20 protein-coding genes are annotated in these 20,934 nt (G+C 66.2%); 16 read left to right on the top strand and 4 right to left on the bottom strand.

Annotation, left to right across the window (positions count from 1 at the left end):
- Positions 1-13: 13 nt before the first annotated feature.
- From phoU to ACE3OV_RS01320, 5 genes are all read left to right on the top strand, one after another.
- Positions 14-703, top strand: a complete 690-nt coding sequence (gene phoU / locus ACE3OV_RS01340) for a phosphate signaling complex protein PhoU (RefSeq protein ID WP_374324262.1) — start codon at positions 14-16, stop codon at positions 701-703.
- Entirely contained in the window at positions 700-1,386 is a 687-nt protein-coding gene (gene phoB / locus ACE3OV_RS01335; RefSeq protein ID WP_374324260.1) for a phosphate regulon transcriptional regulator PhoB, read from the top strand. Before phoU ends, phoB begins: the two co-directional genes overlap by 4 nt.
- 5 nt (positions 1,387-1,391) lie before the next feature.
- Positions 1,392-2,672, top strand: coding sequence for a phosphate regulon sensor histidine kinase PhoR (gene phoR, locus ACE3OV_RS01330; protein ID WP_374324258.1), 1,281 nt, complete (start codon positions 1,392-1,394; stop codon positions 2,670-2,672).
- Between the two features lie 80 nt (positions 2,673-2,752).
- Positions 2,753-3,886, top strand: a complete 1,134-nt coding sequence (locus ACE3OV_RS01325) for a toxic anion resistance protein (protein ID WP_374324256.1) — start codon at positions 2,753-2,755, stop codon at positions 3,884-3,886.
- A 4-nt stretch (positions 3,887-3,890) separates the two neighbouring features.
- Positions 3,891-6,995 (top strand): DEAD/DEAH box helicase, encoded by a 3,105-nt coding sequence (locus ACE3OV_RS01320; RefSeq protein ID WP_374324254.1) that lies wholly within the window; start codon positions 3,891-3,893, stop codon positions 6,993-6,995.
- Here the strand turns inward: ACE3OV_RS01320 and purT are convergent.
- Both purT and ACE3OV_RS01310 read right to left on the bottom strand, forming a co-directional pair.
- Positions 6,985-8,184: a formate-dependent phosphoribosylglycinamide formyltransferase gene (purT, locus tag ACE3OV_RS01315; RefSeq protein WP_374324252.1), complete on the bottom strand. Its 1,200-nt coding sequence runs from the start codon at positions 8,182-8,184 to the stop codon at positions 6,985-6,987. The genes ACE3OV_RS01320 and purT overlap by 11 nt on opposite strands.
- Before the next feature lie 426 nt (positions 8,185-8,610).
- Entirely contained in the window at positions 8,611-8,925 is a 315-nt protein-coding gene (locus ACE3OV_RS01310; protein WP_374324251.1) for a hypothetical protein, read from the bottom strand.
- Positions 8,926-9,134: 209 nt separating this feature from the next.
- Between ACE3OV_RS01310 and ACE3OV_RS01305 the strand changes: the two genes are divergently transcribed.
- From ACE3OV_RS01305 to ACE3OV_RS01265, 9 genes are all read left to right on the top strand, one after another.
- Positions 9,135-9,659: a cytochrome b gene (locus tag ACE3OV_RS01305; protein ID WP_374324249.1), complete on the top strand. Its 525-nt coding sequence runs from the start codon at positions 9,135-9,137 to the stop codon at positions 9,657-9,659.
- On the top strand, positions 9,659-10,837 hold the full coding sequence (locus ACE3OV_RS01300) for an efflux RND transporter periplasmic adaptor subunit (RefSeq protein ID WP_374324247.1): 1,179 nt from the start codon (positions 9,659-9,661) through the stop codon (positions 10,835-10,837). The genes ACE3OV_RS01305 and ACE3OV_RS01300 overlap by 1 nt, the downstream gene beginning before the upstream one ends.
- The gene (locus ACE3OV_RS01295; RefSeq protein ID WP_374324245.1) at positions 10,834-12,027 is read left to right on the top strand and encodes an ABC transporter permease; all 1,194 of its coding nucleotides are present in this window, start codon (positions 10,834-10,836) and stop codon (positions 12,025-12,027) included. Before ACE3OV_RS01300 ends, ACE3OV_RS01295 begins: the two co-directional genes overlap by 4 nt.
- A gap of 2 nt (positions 12,028-12,029) precedes the next feature.
- Positions 12,030-12,770: an ABC transporter ATP-binding protein gene (locus ACE3OV_RS01290; protein ID WP_374324243.1), complete on the top strand. Its 741-nt coding sequence runs from the start codon at positions 12,030-12,032 to the stop codon at positions 12,768-12,770.
- Positions 12,767-14,092, top strand: coding sequence for a TolC family outer membrane protein (locus ACE3OV_RS01285; RefSeq protein ID WP_374324241.1), 1,326 nt, complete (start codon positions 12,767-12,769; stop codon positions 14,090-14,092). The genes ACE3OV_RS01290 and ACE3OV_RS01285 overlap by 4 nt, the downstream gene beginning before the upstream one ends.
- On the top strand, positions 14,092-14,814 hold the full coding sequence (locus tag ACE3OV_RS01280) for a response regulator (protein ID WP_374324239.1): 723 nt from the start codon (positions 14,092-14,094) through the stop codon (positions 14,812-14,814). The genes ACE3OV_RS01285 and ACE3OV_RS01280 overlap by 1 nt, the downstream gene beginning before the upstream one ends.
- Entirely contained in the window at positions 14,814-16,109 is a 1,296-nt protein-coding gene (locus ACE3OV_RS01275; protein ID WP_374324237.1) for an ATP-binding protein, read from the top strand. The genes ACE3OV_RS01280 and ACE3OV_RS01275 overlap by 1 nt, the downstream gene beginning before the upstream one ends.
- A 126-nt stretch (positions 16,110-16,235) precedes the next feature.
- A complete protein-coding gene (locus tag ACE3OV_RS01270; protein WP_374324235.1) occupies positions 16,236-17,036 on the top strand; it encodes a UDP-2,3-diacylglucosamine diphosphatase in 801 nt (266 codons plus the stop codon).
- A 1-nt stretch (position 17,037) separates the two neighbouring features.
- Positions 17,038-18,219: a glycosyltransferase gene (locus tag ACE3OV_RS01265; RefSeq protein ID WP_374324233.1), complete on the top strand. Its 1,182-nt coding sequence runs from the start codon at positions 17,038-17,040 to the stop codon at positions 18,217-18,219.
- 243 nt (positions 18,220-18,462) lie between these two features.
- Here the strand turns inward: ACE3OV_RS01265 and ACE3OV_RS01260 are convergent, their stop codons facing one another.
- On the bottom strand, positions 18,463-18,840 hold the full coding sequence (locus ACE3OV_RS01260; protein WP_374324231.1) for a Crp/Fnr family transcriptional regulator: 378 nt from the start codon (positions 18,838-18,840) through the stop codon (positions 18,463-18,465).
- Positions 18,841-19,000: 160 nt separating this feature from the next.
- Between ACE3OV_RS01260 and ACE3OV_RS01255 the strand changes: the two genes are divergently transcribed.
- Both ACE3OV_RS01255 and ACE3OV_RS01250 read left to right on the top strand, forming a co-directional pair.
- Positions 19,001-19,417, top strand: a complete 417-nt coding sequence (locus ACE3OV_RS01255) for a diacylglycerol kinase (protein WP_374324230.1) — start codon at positions 19,001-19,003, stop codon at positions 19,415-19,417.
- Complete coding sequence (locus ACE3OV_RS01250) at positions 19,414-20,538, top strand: glycosyltransferase family 4 protein (protein WP_374324228.1); 1,125 nt, start codon at positions 19,414-19,416, stop codon at positions 20,536-20,538. Before ACE3OV_RS01255 ends, ACE3OV_RS01250 begins: the two co-directional genes overlap by 4 nt.
- A gap of 5 nt (positions 20,539-20,543) precedes the next feature.
- Here the strand turns inward: ACE3OV_RS01250 and gloA are convergent, their stop codons facing one another.
- Complete coding sequence (gloA, locus tag ACE3OV_RS01245; RefSeq protein WP_374324226.1) at positions 20,544-20,927, bottom strand: lactoylglutathione lyase; 384 nt, start codon at positions 20,925-20,927, stop codon at positions 20,544-20,546.
- Positions 20,928-20,934: the final 7 nt, after the last annotated feature.

The following is a 20,934-nucleotide window of genomic DNA, read 5'->3' as shown; positions in this document are numbered from 1 at the left end:
TCGGAGACCAGAAATGAACGAAACCCTGCACGTATCCAGCCAGTTCGACGAGGATCTGGCGCGCCTGCGCACCCATGTGCTGCAGATGGGCGGCGTCGTCGAAACCCAGATCTCGGCGGCGATCGAAGCCTATTCCAGCGGCGAGGTGGCGAGCGTCAAGACCATCGTCGAGACCGACCGCCGGATCAACCAGCTGGAGCGTTCGATCGACGAGGATTGCGCCCACATCATCGCCCAGCGCCAGCCGGCAGCGTCCGACCTGCGCCTGGTGCTCGGCATCAGCAAGATCGTCACCGACCTCGAACGGACCGGCGACGAAGCCAAGAAGATCGCCAAGAGCGTCCGCCGCATCTACGAAGCCGGCCATCAGCCGACGCAATATGGTGTCGGCATCCGTCACCTCGCCGAAGCGGTGCTCGCGCTGGTGCGTCGCTCGCTCGACGCCTTCGCCCGCCAGGACGCGGCTCAGGCAATCGAGGTGATCCGCGCCGACCAGGACGTCGACCTCGAGTTCAAGTCGATCATCCGCCAGTTGATCACGCACATGATGGAAGACCCGCGTACCATTACGACTTCGCTCGAAATCATGGCCATTTCGCGGGCCATCGAGCGCATCGGCGATCATGCCAAGAACATTTGCGAACAGGTGATCTACGTGGTCGAAGGCCGCGATATCCGTCACGACAAGGAGGCGATCAAGTGACACCGACGATACTGGTCGTCGAAGACGAACCGGCCATCCAGGAACTGGTTGTCATCAACCTCAAGCACGCGGGCTTTCTCGTCGTCCGCGCCGGCAGCGCCGAAGAAGCCGATTCGGCGATCCGCGCCGCGCTGCCCGATCTGATCGTCCTCGACTGGATGCTGCCCGGCCAGTCCGGCGTGGCGCTGGCCAGGAAGCTGCGTGCCGACGAGCGGACGCGCGAGATTCCGATCATCATGCTGACCGCACGCGTCCATGAGGAAGACAAGGTGCAGGGCCTCGACGCTGGCGCTGACGATTACGTGACCAAACCCTTCTCGCCCAAGGAACTGGTCGCCCGGGTGCGTGCCGTGCTACGCCGCCGGGCGCCGCACCTCGCCGGCGAAGCGGTCGAGGTCGGCAGCCTGCAGATCAACCCGGCGACGCACCGGGTGGTCGCCGCCGGCCAGCCGATCGATCTCGGGCCCACCGAGTTCCGCCTGCTGTTCTTCTTCATGACCCACGCCGAGCGCGTCTACACGCGCGCCCAGTTGCTCGACGAAGTCTGGGGCGACCACGTCTTCATCGAGGAGCGCACGGTCGATGTCCATATCCGCCGCCTACGCGCCGCGCTGGAAGCAAGCGGCCATCACGAACGGGTGGAGACGGTGCGCGGTACCGGCTACCGGTTCCGGGGAGCCTGAGCGGCGTGCAGCGGGCCCTGTTTTATGGCGTGTTGACGGCGGCGGTGGCCCTGCCGCTCGGTTACTTCGTCGAGGCCTGGATGGGCTGGGTGCTGTTCTACGCCGGCCTCAGCCTGCACCTGGCGATGCACTACCGCAACTTTTCGCGCCTCGAACGGTGGACCCGCAAGCCGGTTCTCGACGCCAGCCTGGAAGGCGACGGCGACTGGGACCGCATCTTCCGCCGCCTCTACCGCCACGAGAAGGAACTGCTCGAGAAGATCGAACTGCGCGAGCGCGACATCGCCCGCCTGATCGCCGCCGTCCATGCGATGAACGACGGCATCGTGCTGCTCGATGGCAACTTCTACATCCAGTTCTGCAACAAGACCGCCGAGCGTCAGCTCGGTCTCGATTCAACGCGCGACCGCGGCGCCTCGATCGCCAACATCCTGCGCCAGCCGGAATTCGTCGCCTACCTCGCCGAGGCCGATTTTTCGCGCCCACTGACCCTGCGCCTCGACCGCTACTTCGAGCGCGTGCTCTCCCTCTACCTGATCCTCTATGCCGAGGACTGCTGGTTGCTCCAGGTCAAGGACATCACGCAGACCGATCGCCTCGACAGCATGCGCCGCGACTTCGTCGCCAACGTCTCGCACGAGTTGCGCACGCCGCTCACCGTGCTCTCCGGCTTTGTCGAGACCCTGCAGGAAATCGACGTCGACGCCGAATCGCGCCAGCACTACCTGCAACTGATGGGACAGCAATCGACGCGCATGCTGTCGATCGTCCAGGACCTGCTGACCCTTTCATCGATCGAGTCGGCGCCGCCGCCGCACGACGAAGTGGTCGATATGGCGACCCTGGTCGACAAGCTCTACCGTGACGCCGAAGCGTTGTCCGCCGGCCGCCACACCATCCATCTCGAAACCGAGGGCCAGGGCGACCTGCTCGGCGCCGAATCGGAACTGATCAGCGCCTTCGCCAACCTGGTCGCCAACGCCGTGCGCTACACGCCGAACGGCGGAACGATCACCCTGAGCTGGAAGGTGTCGTCCGAAGGCGCCGAATTCGCCGTCCAGGATACCGGCATCGGCATCGACGCCAAGCACATCCCGCGGCTGACCGAGCGCTTCTACCGCGTCGACCGCGGCCGCTCGCGCGACGCCGGCGGCACCGGCCTCGGCCTGGCGATCGTCAAGCACTCGCTGAGCCGCCACCAGGCAACGCTGGAAGTCACCAGCAAGCCGGGCGAAGGCAGCCGCTTCGCCGCCAGGTTTCCCGCCTCGCGCATTGCCGGGGTCTGAGCGACGCAGTGGCGGCTGTCCCGGCGCCGGCCGAGCGGCTAGAATGACGCCTTTGGCATAACGCGCGGGGTCGGGCTTTCATGGCAACAACAGTCGAAGTGTCGTCGGTGCAGCAATGGCTGCCGTCGCCCTTGCTCGATCATCTCGGCGAGCAAGGCGCCGGCGATGCTGAGCGGGTCGCCGATCATCTGCTGTTGCTGGCCGAGGGCGATGCCCCGGGGCGCGGCGAAATCGAGGCGCATCTGCGCGCTTTCGGGGAAAAGCTGCAGTTCAAGGCGGCGCGTCAGAGTGCGCTGCTCAAACAGCCCTTGCGCCAGATGGCGGTGCAGAGTGGCGAGGGCTCGGGGGTGGCGGCGACGCTGATCGATCTCAAGGTGCAGATCGAAGCGCTCGATCCGGCCGGCGTCGATTTCCAGCCCGGCTGGTTTCCCCGCCTGCTCGGCTACCTGCCCTTCGTCGGGACGCCGGCCAAACGCTATTTCTCGCGCTTCGAATCGGCCTCGGCGACGCTCGACGCCATCGTCAAGTCGCTGGAAAAGGGCCGCGAATCGTTGAAACGCGACAACATCAGCCTGCGCGCCGACCAGACCGAATTGCAGGCGTTGGTCGACGAACTGAACGGTGCGCTGGCTTACGCGCAGGCGATCGACGAGCGCCTCAGCCAGCGCCTGGCCGAGGAAATCCCGGCCGACGACCCGCGTGCCGCGATCGTTCGCGACGAACTGCTGTTCGCCTTGCGCCAGCGCATCCAGGACCTCCAGCAGCAATTGCTGGTGTCGCAGCAGGGCGTGTTGACCAGCGCCCTGATCGTGCGCAACAACGACGAACTGATCCGCGGCGTCAACCGCGCCCTGACGGTGACGGTCAACGCGCTCGGCGTCGCCGTCACGCTGGCGCTGGCGCTGGCCAACCAGCGCATCGTTCTCGACAAGGTCGAGGCGGTCAATCGCAGCACCGAGAAGATCCTCGCCGAGAGCGCCCGCCAGTTGCGCGCCCAGGGGGCGGCGATCCATCGCCAGGCGGCGTCGGCCCAGCTCGATGTCGGGGTGCTGCGCCAGGCCTTCGTCGACCTCCGGGCGACCATCGACGAAGTCGCCAGCTTCCGGCGCCAGGCGCTGCCCGAGATGGCGCGCAGCATCGAGGCCCTCGACCAGTTGACCGCCGAGGCCGCGACGTTGGTGCAGCGCCTGCCGGCCGATCACGGGACGGTCTGAGGCGGTGGCACTGGCCGGCGACGGCATTGCCGGGTTGCTCCGCTATTTTCGCGACTGCCTGCTGGCCGACAGCGGCGGGCGCGAACTCGACGATTTTCTGGCCAGCGGCGAGAAGGAACACTGGCTGACGCCGCTGGCCGAGACGGCGGACGGCCTGCCGGCGGAAATCGTCCTGCCGGAAACGGTCGGCCGCCGCCTCGCCAGCCTGGTGCAGATCCAGCGCCAGGAGCGGCAATTGTTGTTGGGCGCGCGCATCGTCTGCGCCCGTTCGGCGAACGAGGCCAGGCGCTGGCTGCGGGCGCCGCTGTTCCTCGCCGAGGCCCGTCTCGAGCAGCGCGCCGGCCAGTTCTACGCCAGCCCGGAGCGCGACAGCCTGCGCCTCAACCCGGCGATCCTGAGCGCCCTGGACCTGCCGCGCGACTGGCTCAGCGTCGGCGCCGACGATAGCCGCCTGGCCGAGGTGCTGGCGCGGGTCGAAGCGCTGGCGCCGCTGCCGCCTTTCGTCGCCGTTGCCGATTTTCCCGGCCTGCGCGGCGACGCCGCCCGGCGCGCCGATACGGCGGTGCTCTGGCTCAGCGAACGCAGCCGGACGGCGGCGACGACCGCCTTCGAACTGGAAGCGATCGCCGCCGGCGGGGTGTTCTCGCCCTGTCTGACGCAACTCCTGGGCGGCGCCGCGCCGGCCGGCGATGGGCCGCCCCCGGTGCCGGAGTCGCTGCCCAGCCGGCTCAGCGCGGCGCAGGAGAAGGCGCTGTACAACGCCGCCAGCGAGACCTTGAGCGTCATCCACGGCGCGCCGGGGACGGGCAAGACCTTTACCATCGCCGGCATCGTCGCCGACCGCGTGCTACGCGGCGAAAAAGTGCTCGTCGTCTGCGCCAACGAACACGCCGCCGACGTCGTGCACGACAAGCTGGCGGCTGCTTTCGCCGACGCGGCGCGGCAGGTGGTGCGCGCCGGCGCCGGCGGTTACCGGCAGCGCCTGCTGCAGCAACTCGACAGCCTGCTCGCCACTGGCGCGGAGGCGCCCGCAGCCTCGGCGGCGCAGGCCGGCCGCGCCTTGCAGCGGGCGGTCCGCCGCCAACGGCGCAGCGCGGCGGGCTTCCAGCGCGCCCTGCAGCGGGCCGAGCGCCAGGGCGGCCAGCTTGCTGCCGGCGATGGCGGTCTGTGGTCGACGTTGCGCCTGCGCTGGCTGGCCTGGCGCAGCCAGCGCCAGCCGCTGCTCGGCGAGGTCTGGGCCGCCTACCAGCAGGAGTTGCAGGCGCATCAGGCGCTGGCCCGGCGTCGTCTGGCGCTTGCCGCGCAGGATGGGCATGCCCGCCTGCTGGCCAGTCACCGGCGGCAACTGGCGGCGCTCGCCGTCGCCTTGCGTTCGCGCAGTTCCGGCCACCGCAGCGATCGTCTGGAAGCCATCGACTGGCCGACGCTGACCCGGGCTTTCCCGGTCTGGGTGGTCGCCGCGCCGGCGCTCGATCGCGCCCTGCCGCTCAGTTGCGGCCTGTTCGACCTGCTGCTGATCGACGAGGCGACCCAGTGCAACCTGGCGCTCGCCCTGCCGGCGCTGCAGCGCGCAAGGCGCGCGGTGGTTGTCGGCGATCCGCGGCAGTTGCGTCATTTCTCCTTCCTGGCGGTGGCCCGCCAGGAGCAACTGGCGCTCGAACACGGCGTCGCCCATCTGCCGGTCAGCCTCGACTACCGCCAGCAATCGCTGCTCGATTACGCGATCAACGCGCTCGTCCGGCCGGCGGCCCAGGTCTGGCTGGACGAGCATTTCCGCAGTCACCCCGAACTGATCGATTTCAGCAATCGCCATTTCTACGAAGGCCGTTTGCGCATCGTCACTGACACCCATCGCCTGACCGAAGCGCCGCCGCTGCAGGTGGTGCGCTGCCCGGTGCAGGTCGAGGGCGACCTCAACCGCGGCGAGATCGACGCCGTGCTCGCCAGCCTGCGCCGCCTGGTCGAGCAGAGTCGCGGCCTGCCGCCCGAAGACTGCCCGAGCATCGGCGTGCTGGCGATGTTTTCGGCGCTGGCGCAGGCCTTGCAGAAACGGGTGATGGCCGAGTTCGACCTCGCCACCCTGACCCGCCACGATCTGCTGGTCGCCACGCCCTATGGCTTCCAGGGCGCCGAGCGCGACATCATCCTGCTCGCCAGCGGCGTCTTTCCTGGCCGCGCGCGTGCCGCCTGGAGCTACCTCGAACGCCGCGACGTCTTCAACGTCGCCATCACCCGGGCCCGCCGGCGCCAAGTGCTGCATGTGCCGGAAACGCTCGACGACGCGCCGGCTGGCAGCCTGCTCGTTGCCTACCTGCAGCATCCGCCCGCGGTGGCAGCAACGCCGGCGGTGGCGCCGGCCTTCGGCAGCCTGCGTCAGGAACTGGTGGCGGCGCTGGAGGCCTTGGGCTGCCGCTGCTGGATCGATTTCGCCGTCGCCGGGCAGGCGGTCGACCTCCTGGTGCAGCGCGAAAGCCGCGTCCTGGCGATCGATCTGGTGACGAACGGCGACGCGGCGTGGAGTGCCGGGCGCTACGCCTTGCTGGAACGGGCTGGCCTGCCGCTGTTGCCGCTGGCGCTCGGCGAATGGCGCTGGCGCCGGGAAGCGGTGATGGCCCGTATTGTCGACCTGCTGGGGAGCCTTGAAGCGGCGCCCGAACTCGCCTGGCAGCGGCGGATCGATGCCCTGCGCTGGCGCTTCGAAAAACTCGGCAACGCCGACGCCGCCGCCTTGCTCGATACCCTGGGCGAAGCCGCCGGTCAGGCCGGGCGCTGGCTGGCGCGGCGGTTCACGGTCGGCGAATTGAGCTACCAGCGTTACGCGGCGGCGGTCGAACAACTGGTGCACAGCGTGCTCGGCGAACTTGGCGGGCTCTGCCTGCTGCTCGAGGAGGGGCGGGCGCTGGACATCGACGACGGCGAACTGGCGCAGCGCAGCGCCGCCGATCTCGAACGCGCGGCGGCGGCGGTGACGGCGCTCGCTGCGCTGGCCCGCCAGTTGGCGCTCGCCGAAACGCCGCAGACGGGCGCGCTCGATGCGGCGCTGGAGGAAATGGCCGGTCTGGAGAAACGCCTCGCCGCCTATCGCGGCAGTCTCAAGCCTATGCCTTGACCGGCCGCACCCGGCTCGCCGCCAGCTTGGCGCGGGCGCGTGCTTCGTCGGTGTCGGCGCCGTTGGAGACGGCGACGCCCATGCGTCGTTTGCTGAAGGCTTCCGGTTTGCCGAACAGGCGCAGGTCGCTGCGCGGCACGGCCAGCGCGTCGGCAACGCCGGCGAAGGCGATGCCTTTTTCTTCCATGCCGCCGTAGATCACCGCCGAGGCGCCCGCCTCGCGCAGCGCGGTGTCGACCGGCAGGCCGAGGATGGCGCGGGCGTGCAGTTCGAATTCCGAAAAACGCTGCGAACACAGCGTCACCAGCCCGGTGTCGTGCGGGCGCGGGCTGACTTCCGAGAACCAGACCATGTCGCCCTTGACGAAGAGTTCGACGCCGAACAGGCCGCGACCGCCGAGGTTGCCGGTCACCGCGCCAGCGATTTCTTGCGCCCGCGCCAGCGCCGCCGGGGTCATCGCCTGCGGCTGCCATGATTCGACGTAGTCGCCGGAAACCTGAATGTGGCCGATCGGTTCGCAGAAACGGGTGACCACTTCGCCGCTGGCATCGCGGGCGCGCACCGTGAGTAGCGTGATCTCGTAATCGAAATCGATGAAGCCCTCGACGATCACCCGCCCCTGATTGACCCGGCCACCGCTCGCCGCGTAGTCCCAGGCTTTCTGCACGTCGTCCGGGCAGCGCAGCAGCGACTGGCCCTTGCCCGACGACGACATCACCGGCTTGACGATGCACGGGTAGCCGATGCCGCCGTCGATTGCCGCCTGCAGCTCGGCGAGCGAGTCGGCGAAGCGGTAGGGCGAGGTGGGTAGCCCCAGTTCCTCGGCGGCCAGGCGACGGATGCCTTCGCGGTTCATGGTCAGGCGGGCGGCGCGGGCGGTCGGGATGACTTCGGCCAGGCCTTCGGCTTCCAGTTCGACCAGAGTGTCGGTGGCGATGGCCTCGATCTCGGGGACGATCAGATGTGGCTTCTCCAGCTCGACCAGGCGGCGCAGCGCGGCGCCGTCGGTCATCGCGATGACGTGGGCGCGGTGGGCGACCTGCTGGCCGGGGGCGTTGGCGTAGCGGTCGACGGCGATCACCTCGACACCCAGGCGCTGCAGCGCGATGACGACTTCCTTGCCGAGTTCGCCGGCACCGAGCAGCATGACGCGGGTGGCGGAAGGGGAAAGCGGGGTGCCGATCTGCATGGGAGTTCCTCGGGCGGTGGTCGCGGGTCAGCGGCGAATTTAGGGGGGCGGCGGCGGAAATGCAAGTCGCCGCTTGATCCTCGCTGTCATTCCGCTGTCGCGCATCGCTCACAAAGCCTTCTTGCAGTGCGGCGATCATGCGCGCATGCCAAACCTCAGAAGCTTTCCGCAAGGCACCGATCCAGGATTGCCGACTGAGAAATGATGCATCGAAATGAACCAGGCATTTACCTCCCCTGAAAACAAAACAGACCGGGGCGAGGTGAAAACGGTCCCAGGTCTGGTTAGGGGCTTCTGGCACGCCACTCAGCCATCCATCCCGGGGCCGCGGCGGTCAAGCAGCTTGCGCTGATCAGGGTTCAGAACCTCGTACAGTGCGCTCCGGCCGCGTGCTGGGTGTATCCCACATCGTTTCGCGCATCTCGCTCATGCGCTTGGCCTGTTTTTCACTGTCGTGGCGAAGTTGGTCCAGGCTTGTTCCTGTTCTGTGCCGAGTTGCAGCGAACGCTTGAGGCTGTCGAGCTGATACCCGACATTGTCCTCGACGATGAAGGCCGCGCGATGTGGACCGCCCCAGCCGTGACCCATCATGCCCAGTCCGAAATTGCTGCCCATCCAGGCAGCGGGGCCCTGACCGCCACGGCCACCACAGTCGGAGCCACCAGCCAGTGCCAGTGAGCCGCAGATCAGTGTGACGCCGGCAACACCGGCAAGAATCAGATTGCACACCGTCTTGTTCATGAGAATTTCGCTTTTGCGAAGTACAGTTGATGCCGATTGGCAAGACGAATGTTGCGCGCCGGATGCAAGCCAGATGTGTCCCGGAACTGCGCTTTTGGTAAGCCAGGATGACAGGCGGGCGGCTTGACATACTGTGTTACCAAGTCGCCGGGACAGGCAGTCGCAGCACTCCCAGAATGCACACACATTCACATTTCGGGAGTCTCACGATGTCATCCATTCGTTACGCCAAATCCCAGATTGCCATTCACTGGCTGGCGGCGGCATTGATCATCTTCCTGTTGGTCACGGGCAGTCTGGTGCTGGCCGATCTACCCAATACCGCCGAAAAAATTGGCAACCTGCGCATCCACATGATCCTCGGCATCCTCGCCGGGATTCTGGTCTTCGCCCGGGTCATTCTGCGCAAACGCCTGCCGGCACTTCCGGCGGTGCGCGGGGAGATGTTCGCCCGGCTCGGGCATATGGCGCTCAACCTGATCATCCTGCTGCCGGTATTCAGCGGTGCCATGCTGATGCTGCAGAGCGGCGCGCTGGATGCCTTGTTTGGTGGCGCGGCCTTGCCGGCTGACTTCAAGGAGTTCTCGCCACGCCGGATTCATGGCCTGGCCTCACGGGCTGCCATGGCCCTGATCGCCCTGCATGTTCTGGCTGCCCTTTACCATCAGTTCATCGTCAAGGACGGGCTGCTCGCCCGCATGGGTATCGGTTCGAACAAGATCGGGCGGCAGTGATGAAACTGCATCTCGAAAAGCGATGGAAGATCGCCATCGGCATCCTGGTGCTGGCCGGGATGGGCCTTCTGATCTTGCGCAACAGCCCGCTGGCGCCGATGACGAAAGTGACGACGGCGCCTGTGGAACGCGTCAGCTTGCAGGTTTCGCTGTTTGGCATCGGCATTGTCGAAGCGCGCCGCAATGTCCTGATTGGCCCGACGACCGCCGGACGTGTCGCCCGCGTGCTCGTCGACCAGGGCGAAACGGTTGCGGCTGGTCAGGTGCTTGCCGAAATCGACCCTATCGATCTGCAGGCACGCTTGGCTGCGGCTCGTCATGGGCAGGCCAGAGCCGACTCGGCGCTGGCCGCAGCCGAAGCCATGGGCCGCGAGGCGGAAAGCCGGCAGGCGACCGCCGAGGCCAGCGCCCGGCGCTATGCCGCATTGCGGGAGCAGGGCTTTGTCAGTACGGAAGCGGAACGTGTCAAAGGTCATGAGTTTCGTGCCGCCGAGGCCGCCCGGGCGGCCAGTCTGGCCAATGTTGCGGCGGCTCGCGCCGAGGGTGAGCGTTCAAGGGCAGAGGCTGAAGCATTGGCGCGCCAACTGGGCAACATGCGTCTGCTGGCGCCGGTGGCCGGCCTGATCGTCGCCCGTGAGCTCGAGCCGGGCAGTACGGCAGTTGCAGGGCAAGCGGTCGTGCGCCTGGTTGAAACGGATTCCTTCTGGTTACGGGTACGTATCGACCAGGGGCGTTCCGCCGGGCTGGCAACCGGCCAGACGGCCAGCATTGTGCTGCGTAGTCGCCCGGGAGAGACATTCACCGGCAAGGTCGCGCGCATCGAACAGTTGTCGGATGCGGTGACCGAGGAGCGGATTGCCATGGTGGCATTCGACAGCCTGCCGGCGGGGTTGACCTTGAACGAGATGGCCGAGGTTACGGTGCACATGCCAGCACGGCCGCCAGCGCTGGCTGTACCGCCGGCTGCGCTGGTGCGTCAGGACGGCCGCAGCGGTGTTTTCCTGGCAATCGATGGCAAGGCGCAGTTCGTGCCGATCAGGGCCGGTTTGCGTACGGCAAGCGGAGTCGAAGTGCTCGAAGGTTTGCGTGGCGGCGAGGCAGTCATCGTCACCCGTGCCCGCCCGCTTGCCGACGGCGACCGGGTACGCGTGACGGATGCCGGGGGAGCGCAGTCGTGATCAATCTCGCTGCCCGGGATATCGGTCATCACCTCGGCCGCTTCATATTCACCGGTATCGGCCTCGGGCTGTTGATCGGCGTCACTCTCACCATGGCTGGTGTCTATCGCGGCATGGTTGCTGACGGCCGCGCCGTGATTGCCGCTTCTGGCGCCGACATCTGGGTCGTACAGAAGGATACGCTGGGTCCGTGGGCCGAGCCTTCGTCGATCCGTGACGACCTCTACCGCAGCCTGGCCGGGCTGGTTGGTGTCGCCGAGGCGGCCAACGTCGCCTACCTGACCATGCAGGTGCAGATCAATGGCAAGGATGTGCGCGTCATGCTGGCCGGCATCGAGCCGGGGGCGCTCGGCGAACCGGCGCAGGTGATCGCCGGGCGCCCCCTGTTGCGCAGCCATTACGAAGCTGTAGCCGACGAGAAGGCAGGGCTGCTGGTGGGTGATACGGTGCGCATCCGCCGCCACGACTACACGGTGGTCGGGCTGGCTCGCCGGGCGACCTCGTCCTCTGGCGACCCGATGATCTACATTCCGCTCAAGGATGCCCAGGAAGTCCAGTTCCTCAAGGATAACGACAGCCTGATTGCCGAGCGGGCGCGCACGACAGCGAATCCGGCCATCAATCGCCCGGGGGCGCCGGGCCTGCTCGATGCCGTAGTGGCTACGCAGACCAGCAGCCGCAACGTCAATGCCGTGCTGCTGCGTCTGGCCCCGGGCTATCCCGCAGAAGAAGTCAAAGCCGAGATCGGCCGCTGGAAACATCTGACCGCCTGGACCCGCGCCGACATGGAAGAGATCCTGGTGGCCAAGCTGATTGCCACCTCCGCCAAGCAGATCGGCATGTTTCTGGTGATCCTGGCGATCGTCAGCGCGGCCATCGTCGCTTTCATCATTTACACCATGACCATCAACAAGCAGCGGGAAATCGCCGTGCTCAAGCTGATCGGCGTGCGTGACCGGAGCATTGCCACGATGATCCTGCAGCAGGCGCTGGCCCTGGGCCTCATCGGCTACGTCGTCGGTCAGGTTTCGGCGAGCTTGTGGGCGCCTTTTTTTCCTCGCCATGTCCTGCTTGAATCGGGTGATGCCCTGCGCGGCCTTGTCGTCACCCTGGTGGTTTGTGCCCTGGCCAGCGTCCTGGCGATTCGGGCCGCCCTGCGCATCGACCCGGCCGATGCCATAGGAGGTTGATCATGCTGAATCCAACAGCAAACAAGGAAGTTGCCATCCGTCTGAGCGGCCTGACCAAGACCTACGGACGGGGCGCGAATGCGGTGCATGCATTGCGCGGTGTCGACATGACCATCCGTCGCGGCGAAGTCGTCGGGCTGGTTGGCCCCAGCGGCTCGGGCAAGAGCACCTTGCTCAAATGCCTGGGGGCCGTGATCGAACCGACCGGTGGTCACATCGAACTCGGTGGCGAACGCATTTTCGACGAGCAGGCCGGCGGCTGGCAGATCGATGATTTGCGTGCACTGCGCCGTGACCGCATCGGTTTCATCTTCCAGGCTCCGTACCTGATTCCTTTCCTCGATGTGACCGACAACGTTGCCCTGCTTCCCATGCTTGCCGGCACACCAAACGAAAAGGCCCGGCAGCGAGCCCGTGATCTGATCGAAGCGCTCGATGTCGGCCATCGCGTCGGGGTCCGCGTTTCCATGCTTTCCGGCGGCGAGCAGCAGCGGGTGGCAATCGCCCGCTCTCTGGTCAATCACCCGCCCGTGATTCTTGCCGACGAACCCACCGCGCCGCTGGACTCGACCCGGGCGCTGGCGGTGATGCGGATACTCAACGACATGGCGCAACGCTACGGGGCCGCCATCATTGTTGTCACCCACGACGAAAAGATCCTTCCGACCTTCAAGCGCATCTATCACCTCCGCGATGGCCGTACTGAAGAGGAAGCCGGTGAAGGCCGGGAAATCACATCATGACCCTACGCAAGCTTGTTTTGTCACTCACCCTGCTGGGCGGTGTTTCGCTGACCCAGGCCACCGATTTGCTCGAGGTTTACCGTGCGGCCCGCAATTACGATGCAGGCTACGCGGCGGCCGGTGCCGCGCGCGATGCCGAGCGCGAGAAAGCCCCGCAGGCATGGGCCAGCCTGCTGCCCAGCATTGGCCTGGTAGCCAGCACCACCCACAACCGGGTGGAATCCACGCCGCGTGTCGGCGGGCTCGCCAGTGATGCCGAATACAACAGCAATGGCTGGACGATTTCCCTGAGCCAACCGCTGTTCCGCTGGCAAAACTGGCAGGGCTACCAGCAGGGCGAACTGCTGGCGGCGAACGCCGAGGCCAGGTTTGCGCAAGCCGGGCAGGAACTGCTGCTGCGTGTCACCCAGGCCTATTTCGACATGCTGCTGGCGCAGGAAACTGTGGCCAGCGTTCAGGCGCTGAAGCTGGCCACGGTCGAACAACTGGCATCAGCCAGGCGCAATTTCGAGGTCGGCACTGCCACCATCACCGATATGCACGAGGCACAGGCGCGTCACGACCTGATCGTGGCCCAGGAAATCGCCGCTGCCAACGACCTGGCGGTCAGGCAGCAGTTTCTCCTTAGCTTGACGGGCGAAACGTACTCACAACTCAATGGATTGAAGCAGGACGTCAACATCGGCCGACCGGTGCCCGACGACATGGCGCAATGGGCCAGTCTGGCCGAACGGGGAAACATCGCCGTACAAGTTGCCGAAACCGCAAGGGAGGTTGCCCGTCGCGAGGTGGAAAAGCAGAGCGCCGGACACTATCCGACTGTCGATCTGGTCGCCAGCCATGGCCGGAGTGCGACGGGCTTCAGTCCGACAGTACCGGGCGGCCTGGATAGCCGTACCACGACCATCGGGCTGCAGTTGAATTTGCCAATTTTTGCCGGCGGGTTTGTATCTTCAAAAAGCCGGGAGGCGGCCGCCCTGCACGAGAAATCACGGGCCGAACTGGAGAACGCGCGCCGCCAGGCGGTGTTGGCGGCACGCCAGGCCTATCTTGCCTTCAGCAATGGCCAGGCTCAGATCAAGGCATTCGAGGCCGGGGTCACTTCCTCGCAGTTGGCCCTGGATGCCAACAAGCTTGGCTACGAGGTCGGCATTCGCATCAACATGGATATCCTGAACGCCCAGAGTCAGCTATTCGATACCCGGGTCAAACTGGTCAAGGCACGTCTGGATACCATGCTATCGTTGCTGCGTCTGAAACAGGCGGCAGGGATTCTCGCTGAGGAAGACCTGGCGGCGATCAACACCCTCCTGAAACGATGATGACAGTACGTAGCGAGCACCTGCTGGTCGTCGATGACGACCGCGAAATCCGCCGTTTGCTGGAAGAATATCTTGAACAATCCGGCTACCGGATAAGCAGCGTTGCCGATGGCAAGGCGATGCGCAAGGCTCTGGAGAATCACCGGATCGATCTGGTGATTCTCGACCTGATGCTGCCCGGCGAAGATGGTTTGAGCCTGTGTCGCGAACTGCGGACCCATTCGAACCTGCCAGTCCTGATGCTGACGGCCCGTGGTTCTGAAATCGATCGCATCATCGGCCTGGAAATGGGGGCCGACGATTATCTGGGCAAGCCATTCAATCCACGGGAACTGCTGGCACGGGTCAGGAGCATCCTGCGGCGCGCGCATTCGCTGCCGCCAAATCTGCAAACCAGCGAAGCGGCAGCTTACCGTTTTGCCGGCTGGACTCTGGATGTTTCGGCACGCAACGCCATTGCCCCGGACGGTCTTGTCGTCCCGTTGTCAGGGGCGGAGTTCCGCTTGCTGAGTGTCTTCCTCGAACACCCTCAGCGTGTCCTGTCACGGGACCAGATTCTTGAACTGATCGCCGGGCGGGAATCGCTCCCCTTCGAACGCAGCATCGATGTGTTGATCGGGCGCTTGCGCAAGCGCCTGCAGGATGATGGCAAGGAACCCGCCCTGATCAAGACGGTACGCGGTGAAGGCTATGTGCTGGCGGCGCAGGTGGAGGTCGTCTGATGCGCTGCTTGCCGCGCTCCCTGTTCGGACGTCTGCTCCTGCTGATGACAGCGGGACTGGTTCTCGCCCAATTGGCCGGAACTGCCATCCATTTACGGGAACGGCAACGTTCGCTGGGCGATATTGTCAGTCAGGAAATGGTTCAGCGCTTTGCCGCCATTCATCGAGCGATTGATGGCGAGCCCGGAGCGGTACGCCAGCGGCTGGCCGATCGCCTGTCGACTCCAAGGCTGGCCCTGACTATCGAAGCATCGGCGCCGCAGGCGGGTCAGGCCCGGACCATGCTGACCGATTTTGTCCAGCGGATGCGCGAGCAGCTGGGCCCCGGTATCGAGGTCCGAACCGTGGCCCTGCCGCGATTCGGTACTTTTGCCTTCGACATGTATCTGCAACTTTCGGATGGGAACTGGCTGCGCATTAATGGCAGCGCACCCGATGACATTCTCGCCCAGCCCTGGCATATGCTGATCAACCTGGGGGTGATGTTGCTGGCGATTGTCGTCCTGGTTGCCTTTGTTGCGCGCAGCACGGTGCGCCCCCTGACGCGATTGGCTGCCGCAGCCAACGGCCTGGCAGAGGATCTGAAACATCCGCCACTGGCGGAAGAAGGGCCGAGCGAAGTGCAGGAGTCGGCGCGGGCTTTCAACCTGATGCAAACCCGCATCCGCTCGGGTATCGAGGAACGCGAGCGCTTCCTTGCTGCGGTATCCCATGATCTCAAGACCCCGATCACGCGATTGCGCCTGCGGGCCGAAATGATGGCCGACAAGAACCTGCGCGAGGATATCCGGCGGGACGTGAACGACATGCAGCAGTTGATCGACGATGCCCTGGATTTCCTGCGCGGCAAGGCAGTCGATGAAGCGATTCAGCCCATCGACCTGGTGGCGCTGGTCGAAAGTGTGGCCGACGACTTTTCGAATAACGGCCTTGTCACCCTGGAAGCCCCCGAGCAACTGCGTTTCAATGGGCGCCCCAGGGCACTGCAAAGGGCATTGCGCAACCTTGTCGACAATGCGGTGAAGTACGGCGGAAATGCTCGTGTCGCCCTCGGAACGAATGGCGGGGAGATTGTCCTTGGTGTGGAAGACGACGGCCCCGGTATTCCCGAGTCCGAGCTTGAATCGGTGTTCGAACCTTTCCACCGCGTCGAGAGCTCCCGCTCTCGCGAAACCGGGGGCACCGGTCTAGGTTTGGCCATCGTCCGCCAGGTGGTGCATGGCCATGGGGGTAGTGTCATGCTTTGCAATCGTCCGGAAGGGGGGCTGCGGGTCGAAGTGAGGATTCCTTCCTGAAGACCTCTGATAAGCAGGATTTAGGCGGCCAGCGCGGGAATTGCAAGCCATCGCACCGGTGTGTCTGTCATCCTGCAGTCACGATCCGGTCACCAAGACTTCACGGAGGGCGGCGATGATGCGCCCATGCCAAAAGTCAGAAGCCTGTTTCTCTCGGACATCCACCTCGGCACCCGGGCGTGCCAGGCGGACCGACTCCTCGATTTCCTGCGCGAATATCCGGCCGACAACACTTTCCTGATCGGCGACATCGTTGATTTCTGGGCCATGAGCCGCAGCATCTGCTGGACCCGGGCGCAGAACACCGTGGTCCAGAAACTGCTGCGCCGGGCGCGTTCCGGTGACCGCGTGGTGTTCATTCCCGGCAATCACGACGAAGTGCTGCGCGAATACTGCGGCATCGTTTTCGGCGACATCGAAGTCGCCGACGAGATGGTGCACGAAACGGCGGCCGGCAAGCGCTACCTGCTCATCCACGGCGACCAGTTCGACCAGGTGACGCGCCACCACCGCTGGGTCGCGGTACTCGGCGACAAGGCCTACGACCTGCTGGTCAGCCTCAATCACTGGTTGTCCTGGGGCCGGCGCAAGCTCGGTCTGGCCGGCTACTGGTCGCTCGCCGGTTACGCCAAGCGGCGGGTCAAGACGGCGCTCAACTTCATTTTCGATTTCGAGACCTCAGCCGTCCATCACGCCCGCGAGCGCGGTCTCGACGGCGTCATCTGCGGCCACATCCACTGGGCGACGCTGCGCCAGATCGATGGTCTCGACTACATCAACTGCGGCGATTGGGTCGATTCCTGCACGGCCATCGTCGAACATGGCGACGGTCGCCTGGAACTCGTCACCTGGACCGCGTCGTCGCCCGCGCCGCGGCAACTGGCGGCACCGGTCGAGCCGCTGGCGAACGAAACGGCGGAGGCCTGAAATGCGTGTCCTGATGGTGTCTGATGTCTATTTTCCCCGCATCAACGGGGTGTCCACGTCGATCGAAACCTTCCGTCGCGGGCTTGCCGCGCATGGTGTCGAGGTCCGTTTGGTGGTTCCGCGCTACGCCGACGAAGCCGACGAGCCCGGTATCGTCCGGGTTGGTGGGCGGCCGGTCGTCGGCGATCCGGAAGACCGCCTGGTCGGCTGGCGGGCGATGCACCACGCGGTGTTCGAGGCCGCTGCCGATTGTGACCTGATCCATGTCCAGACGCCTTTCGTCGCCCACTACGCCGGCCTGCAGGCGGCGCGCCGCCGCGGCCTGCCCGTCGTCACCACCTATCACACGCTGTTCGAGGAGTACCTCGAACACTACGCGCCCTGGCTGCCGGGCGGCTGGCTGCGCGCCGCAGCGCGGGGCTTTTCGCGGCGCCAGTGCAATGCGCTCGACGCCGTCGTCGTGCCATCGACGGCGATGCGCCAGCGGCTTGCCGACTACCGCGTGACGGTCCCCTCGCACGTGCTGCCGACTGGCATTCCGCTGGCGCAATTCACTGGCGGCGACGGCGCCGCCTTCCGCGCCGCCCACGGCATCGCGGTGCAGCGGCCGGTGGCGCTGTTCGTCGGCCGTGTTGCCCACGAGAAGAACATCGAATTCCTCTTCCACGCGCTGCGCGAGGCGCAACGCCGTTGCCCGGAGATTCTCCTGATAGTCGCCGGCGAGGGGCCGGCGATGGGCGATTTACAGTCCCGCGCCGCGGCGCTTGGCGTCGCCGCCGCGGTCCGCTTCATCGGCTACCTCGACCGTAGCCGGGATCTGCCCAACTGCTACGCCGCCGCCGACGCCTTCGTCTTCGCCTCGCGCACCGAAACCCAGGGCCTGGTCCTGCTCGAAGCGATGGCCGCCGGCCTGCCGGTGATCGCGCTGTCGGCGATGGGCACCGCCGATATCCTGGAAAATACCGCCGGCTGCTTCACACCGCCCGACGACACGCAGGCCTTCGGCGAAGTGCTCGGCCACGTCATGGCCAATCGCGACGCCTGGGGCTACCTCGGCACGGAAGCCCGGCGCGCCGCCGAGGCCTGGTCGGACAGCGCGCTGGCCGGCCGCCTGGCCGGACTCTACCGGCAGCTCGTCGCCGCCCGCCAGCCGCTTGCCGTGCCGCTGGCGGTGGATACCTGAGCGCTCAGCCTTGAAACCTCAGCTGACCGCTTGTTTCTCCTTGTGCCGCCGCATTAATGCAGACCTCAGTGCCCACGATACGGCTCACCGTTGGCTGATGGCGCTACGCGGCCGCTGGCACGTCCGGACGGGCGCCCGGCTTTATCGCTCCGCCTTGCAGGCACGGGCCTGCTGCGTCGTCGCTTCGCGCCGGTCATCCCGTCCAAACGCGCCATCGGCCGCGTCCAACTGAGGTTTCAAGGCTCAGACTTCCTCGAGCACCGGCATCAGCCGGTCGGTTGCCCGCAGGCGTTCGGCCATCACCCGCATCACCTGCATCGCGAAGAAAGGCGTGTTCTGGATCAGGAACTGGAAGCGCGCTTCGTCGATGGCGACGAACTCGCAATCGCTGGTCGCCAGCACCGTCGCCGAGCGCGCTGCGGGCGAAACCAGCCCCATTTCGCCGACGATGCCGCCGTGCTGCAGGTGTTCGATGACCCGGCCGGCAACCACGATGTCGGCGTTGCCGGCGCTCAGGACATACATCAGGCCGCCGCCAGCATCGCCTTCCTGAAACAGGGTCTGGCCGGCGGGAACGCGGAGGATGATTGGGTTGTGCGCGAACAGTTCGAAGAAAACCATGATGCTTCCCATGAGGTTGAAATCAACGCGGTTTTAGCACGAAGGCCATAACCCGCTTATTTCAGCCAGGTTGCAGCGGGGTTTCAGGTCAGTCCGCTGGACGCTGTCATGAAAGCTTAGCGAAGGCCGATTACCTTGGGCGCATTTCAGGGAACTTGCGATGCGACGACCACTGCCCGAAGAACTCGGACTCGACCCCGCCAACGAATCGCCGTTCAAGGGCAAGACCGGCCTGCGCCGGGTCTGGAATGCCTTCCGTTATTCGCTCGACGGCCTGCGCGCCGCCTACCTGTGCGAGGACGCCTTCCGCCAGGAAACCTGGCTGGCCCTGCTGCTGATCCCGCTCGCCTTGTGGCTGCCGGTCGGCTGGCTGGCGAGCGCGCTGCTGATCGCCAGCCTGTTGCTGGTGCTGGTCGTCGAACTGCTCAACTCGGCGATCGAGGCGGTGGTCGACCGCGTCGGTCTGGAGAACCACCGTTTGGCCAAGCGCGCCAAGGATATCGGCAGCGCCGCCGTGCTCGTTTCGCTGTGCCTGGTCGTCGTGGTCTGGGGCGGCGTCTTGCTGGAGAAGTTATGAAACTGGAGATTGCCTTCGTCACCGAAACCTATCCGCCCGAGGTCAATGGCGTGGCGATGACCGTCGGCCGCCTGGTCGACGGCCTGCGCCAGCGCGGCCACCGGGTCGAGGTGCTGCGGCCGCGCCAGGGCGCGGCGGATGCCGGAGGCGAGCACGAGGTGCCGTTCGCCGGCGTCGCGCTGCCCGGCTATCCCGGCCTGCAGTTCGGCCTGCCGGCCGGTGGTGCCCTGCGCCGGCGCTGGCGGCAACGGCGGCCGGACCTGGTGCACGTCGTCACCGAGGGGCCGTTCGGCTGGTCGGCGGTGGCCGCCGCGCGTCGCCTGGGAATTCCGGTGACTTCCGGCTTCCACACCAATTTCGACCGCTACAGCGTGCATTACGGCATCGGCTGGCTGCGCCCGGCAGTCGCCGCCTATCTGCGCATCCTGCACCGACGGACGCGGGCGACGCTGGTGCCGACCGCGGCGCTCGCCGCCGAACTGGCCGGCGAGGGCGTGCCGGGCGTGCGCGTCGTCGGCCGCGGCGTCGATACCGTGCTCTTCGACCCCGCCCGGCGCAGCGCCGAACTGCGCAGGCGCTGGGGCGCGGACGGCGACGGGCCGGTCTGTCTCTACGTTGGCCGGCTGGCGCCGGAAAAGAACCTGGCGCTGGTCGAGAAATGCTTTGCCGCGCTCCAGGTCTGGCATCCGGCGGCGCGCCTGGTGTGGGTCGGCGACGGGCCGTCGGCGCGCAAGCTGGAGCAAGATCACCCGGATCAGTACTTCGCCGGCATGCGGATCGGCGAGGACCTGGCGGCGCATTTCGCGAGCGCCGACCTCTTTCTCTTTCCCAGTCTCAGCGAGACCTACGGCAACGTGGTGGCGGAGGCGATGGCCAGCGGCGTGCCGGTGGTCGCCTACCGCAGCGCGGCGGCGGCCGAACTGGTGGTCGATGCTGACAACGGCCGCGTGGTGGCGCCCGGCGACGAAAAAGCCTTCGTCGAAGCGGCGCTGTGGGCGCTGGAAGACGGCGAACGCCTGCGCCGGATGGGTGTACAAGCGCGTTCGGCGATGCTGTCGCGCGGCTGGCCGGACGTCGTCGTCAGTTTCGAGCGGGCTGTGAGCGAGGCCTTGGCCGGCTGAGCGCGCTACTGGCGCTCGATCAACTCGACCTTGTAGCCGTCGGGGTCCTCGACGAAGGCGATGATCGTGCTGCCGTGCTTCATCGGCCCGGCTTCGCGCACCACCTTGCCGCCGCGCGCCTTGATCGCGGCGCAGGCGGCGGCCGCGTCGGGAACGGCGAGCGCGATGTGGCCGTAGGCGTTGCCCAGCTCGTAGCTGGCGGTGTCCCAGTTGTGCGTCAGTTCGAGCACGGCTTCGCTGTCCTCGCTGCCGTAGCCGACGAAGGCCAGCGTGAAGCGGCCTTCCGGGTAGTCCTTGCGGCGCAGCAGTCGCATGCCGAGAATCTCGGTGTAGAAGGCGATGGAACGGTCGAGATCGACGACGCGAAGCATAGTGTGCAGGATGCGCATGGGGTGT

This window comes from Azonexus sp. (assembly GCF_041909095.1).
Taxonomy (GTDB): domain Bacteria; phylum Pseudomonadota; class Gammaproteobacteria; order Burkholderiales; family Rhodocyclaceae; genus Azonexus.
This window is presented reverse-complemented; position numbering and strand designations above follow the sequence as displayed.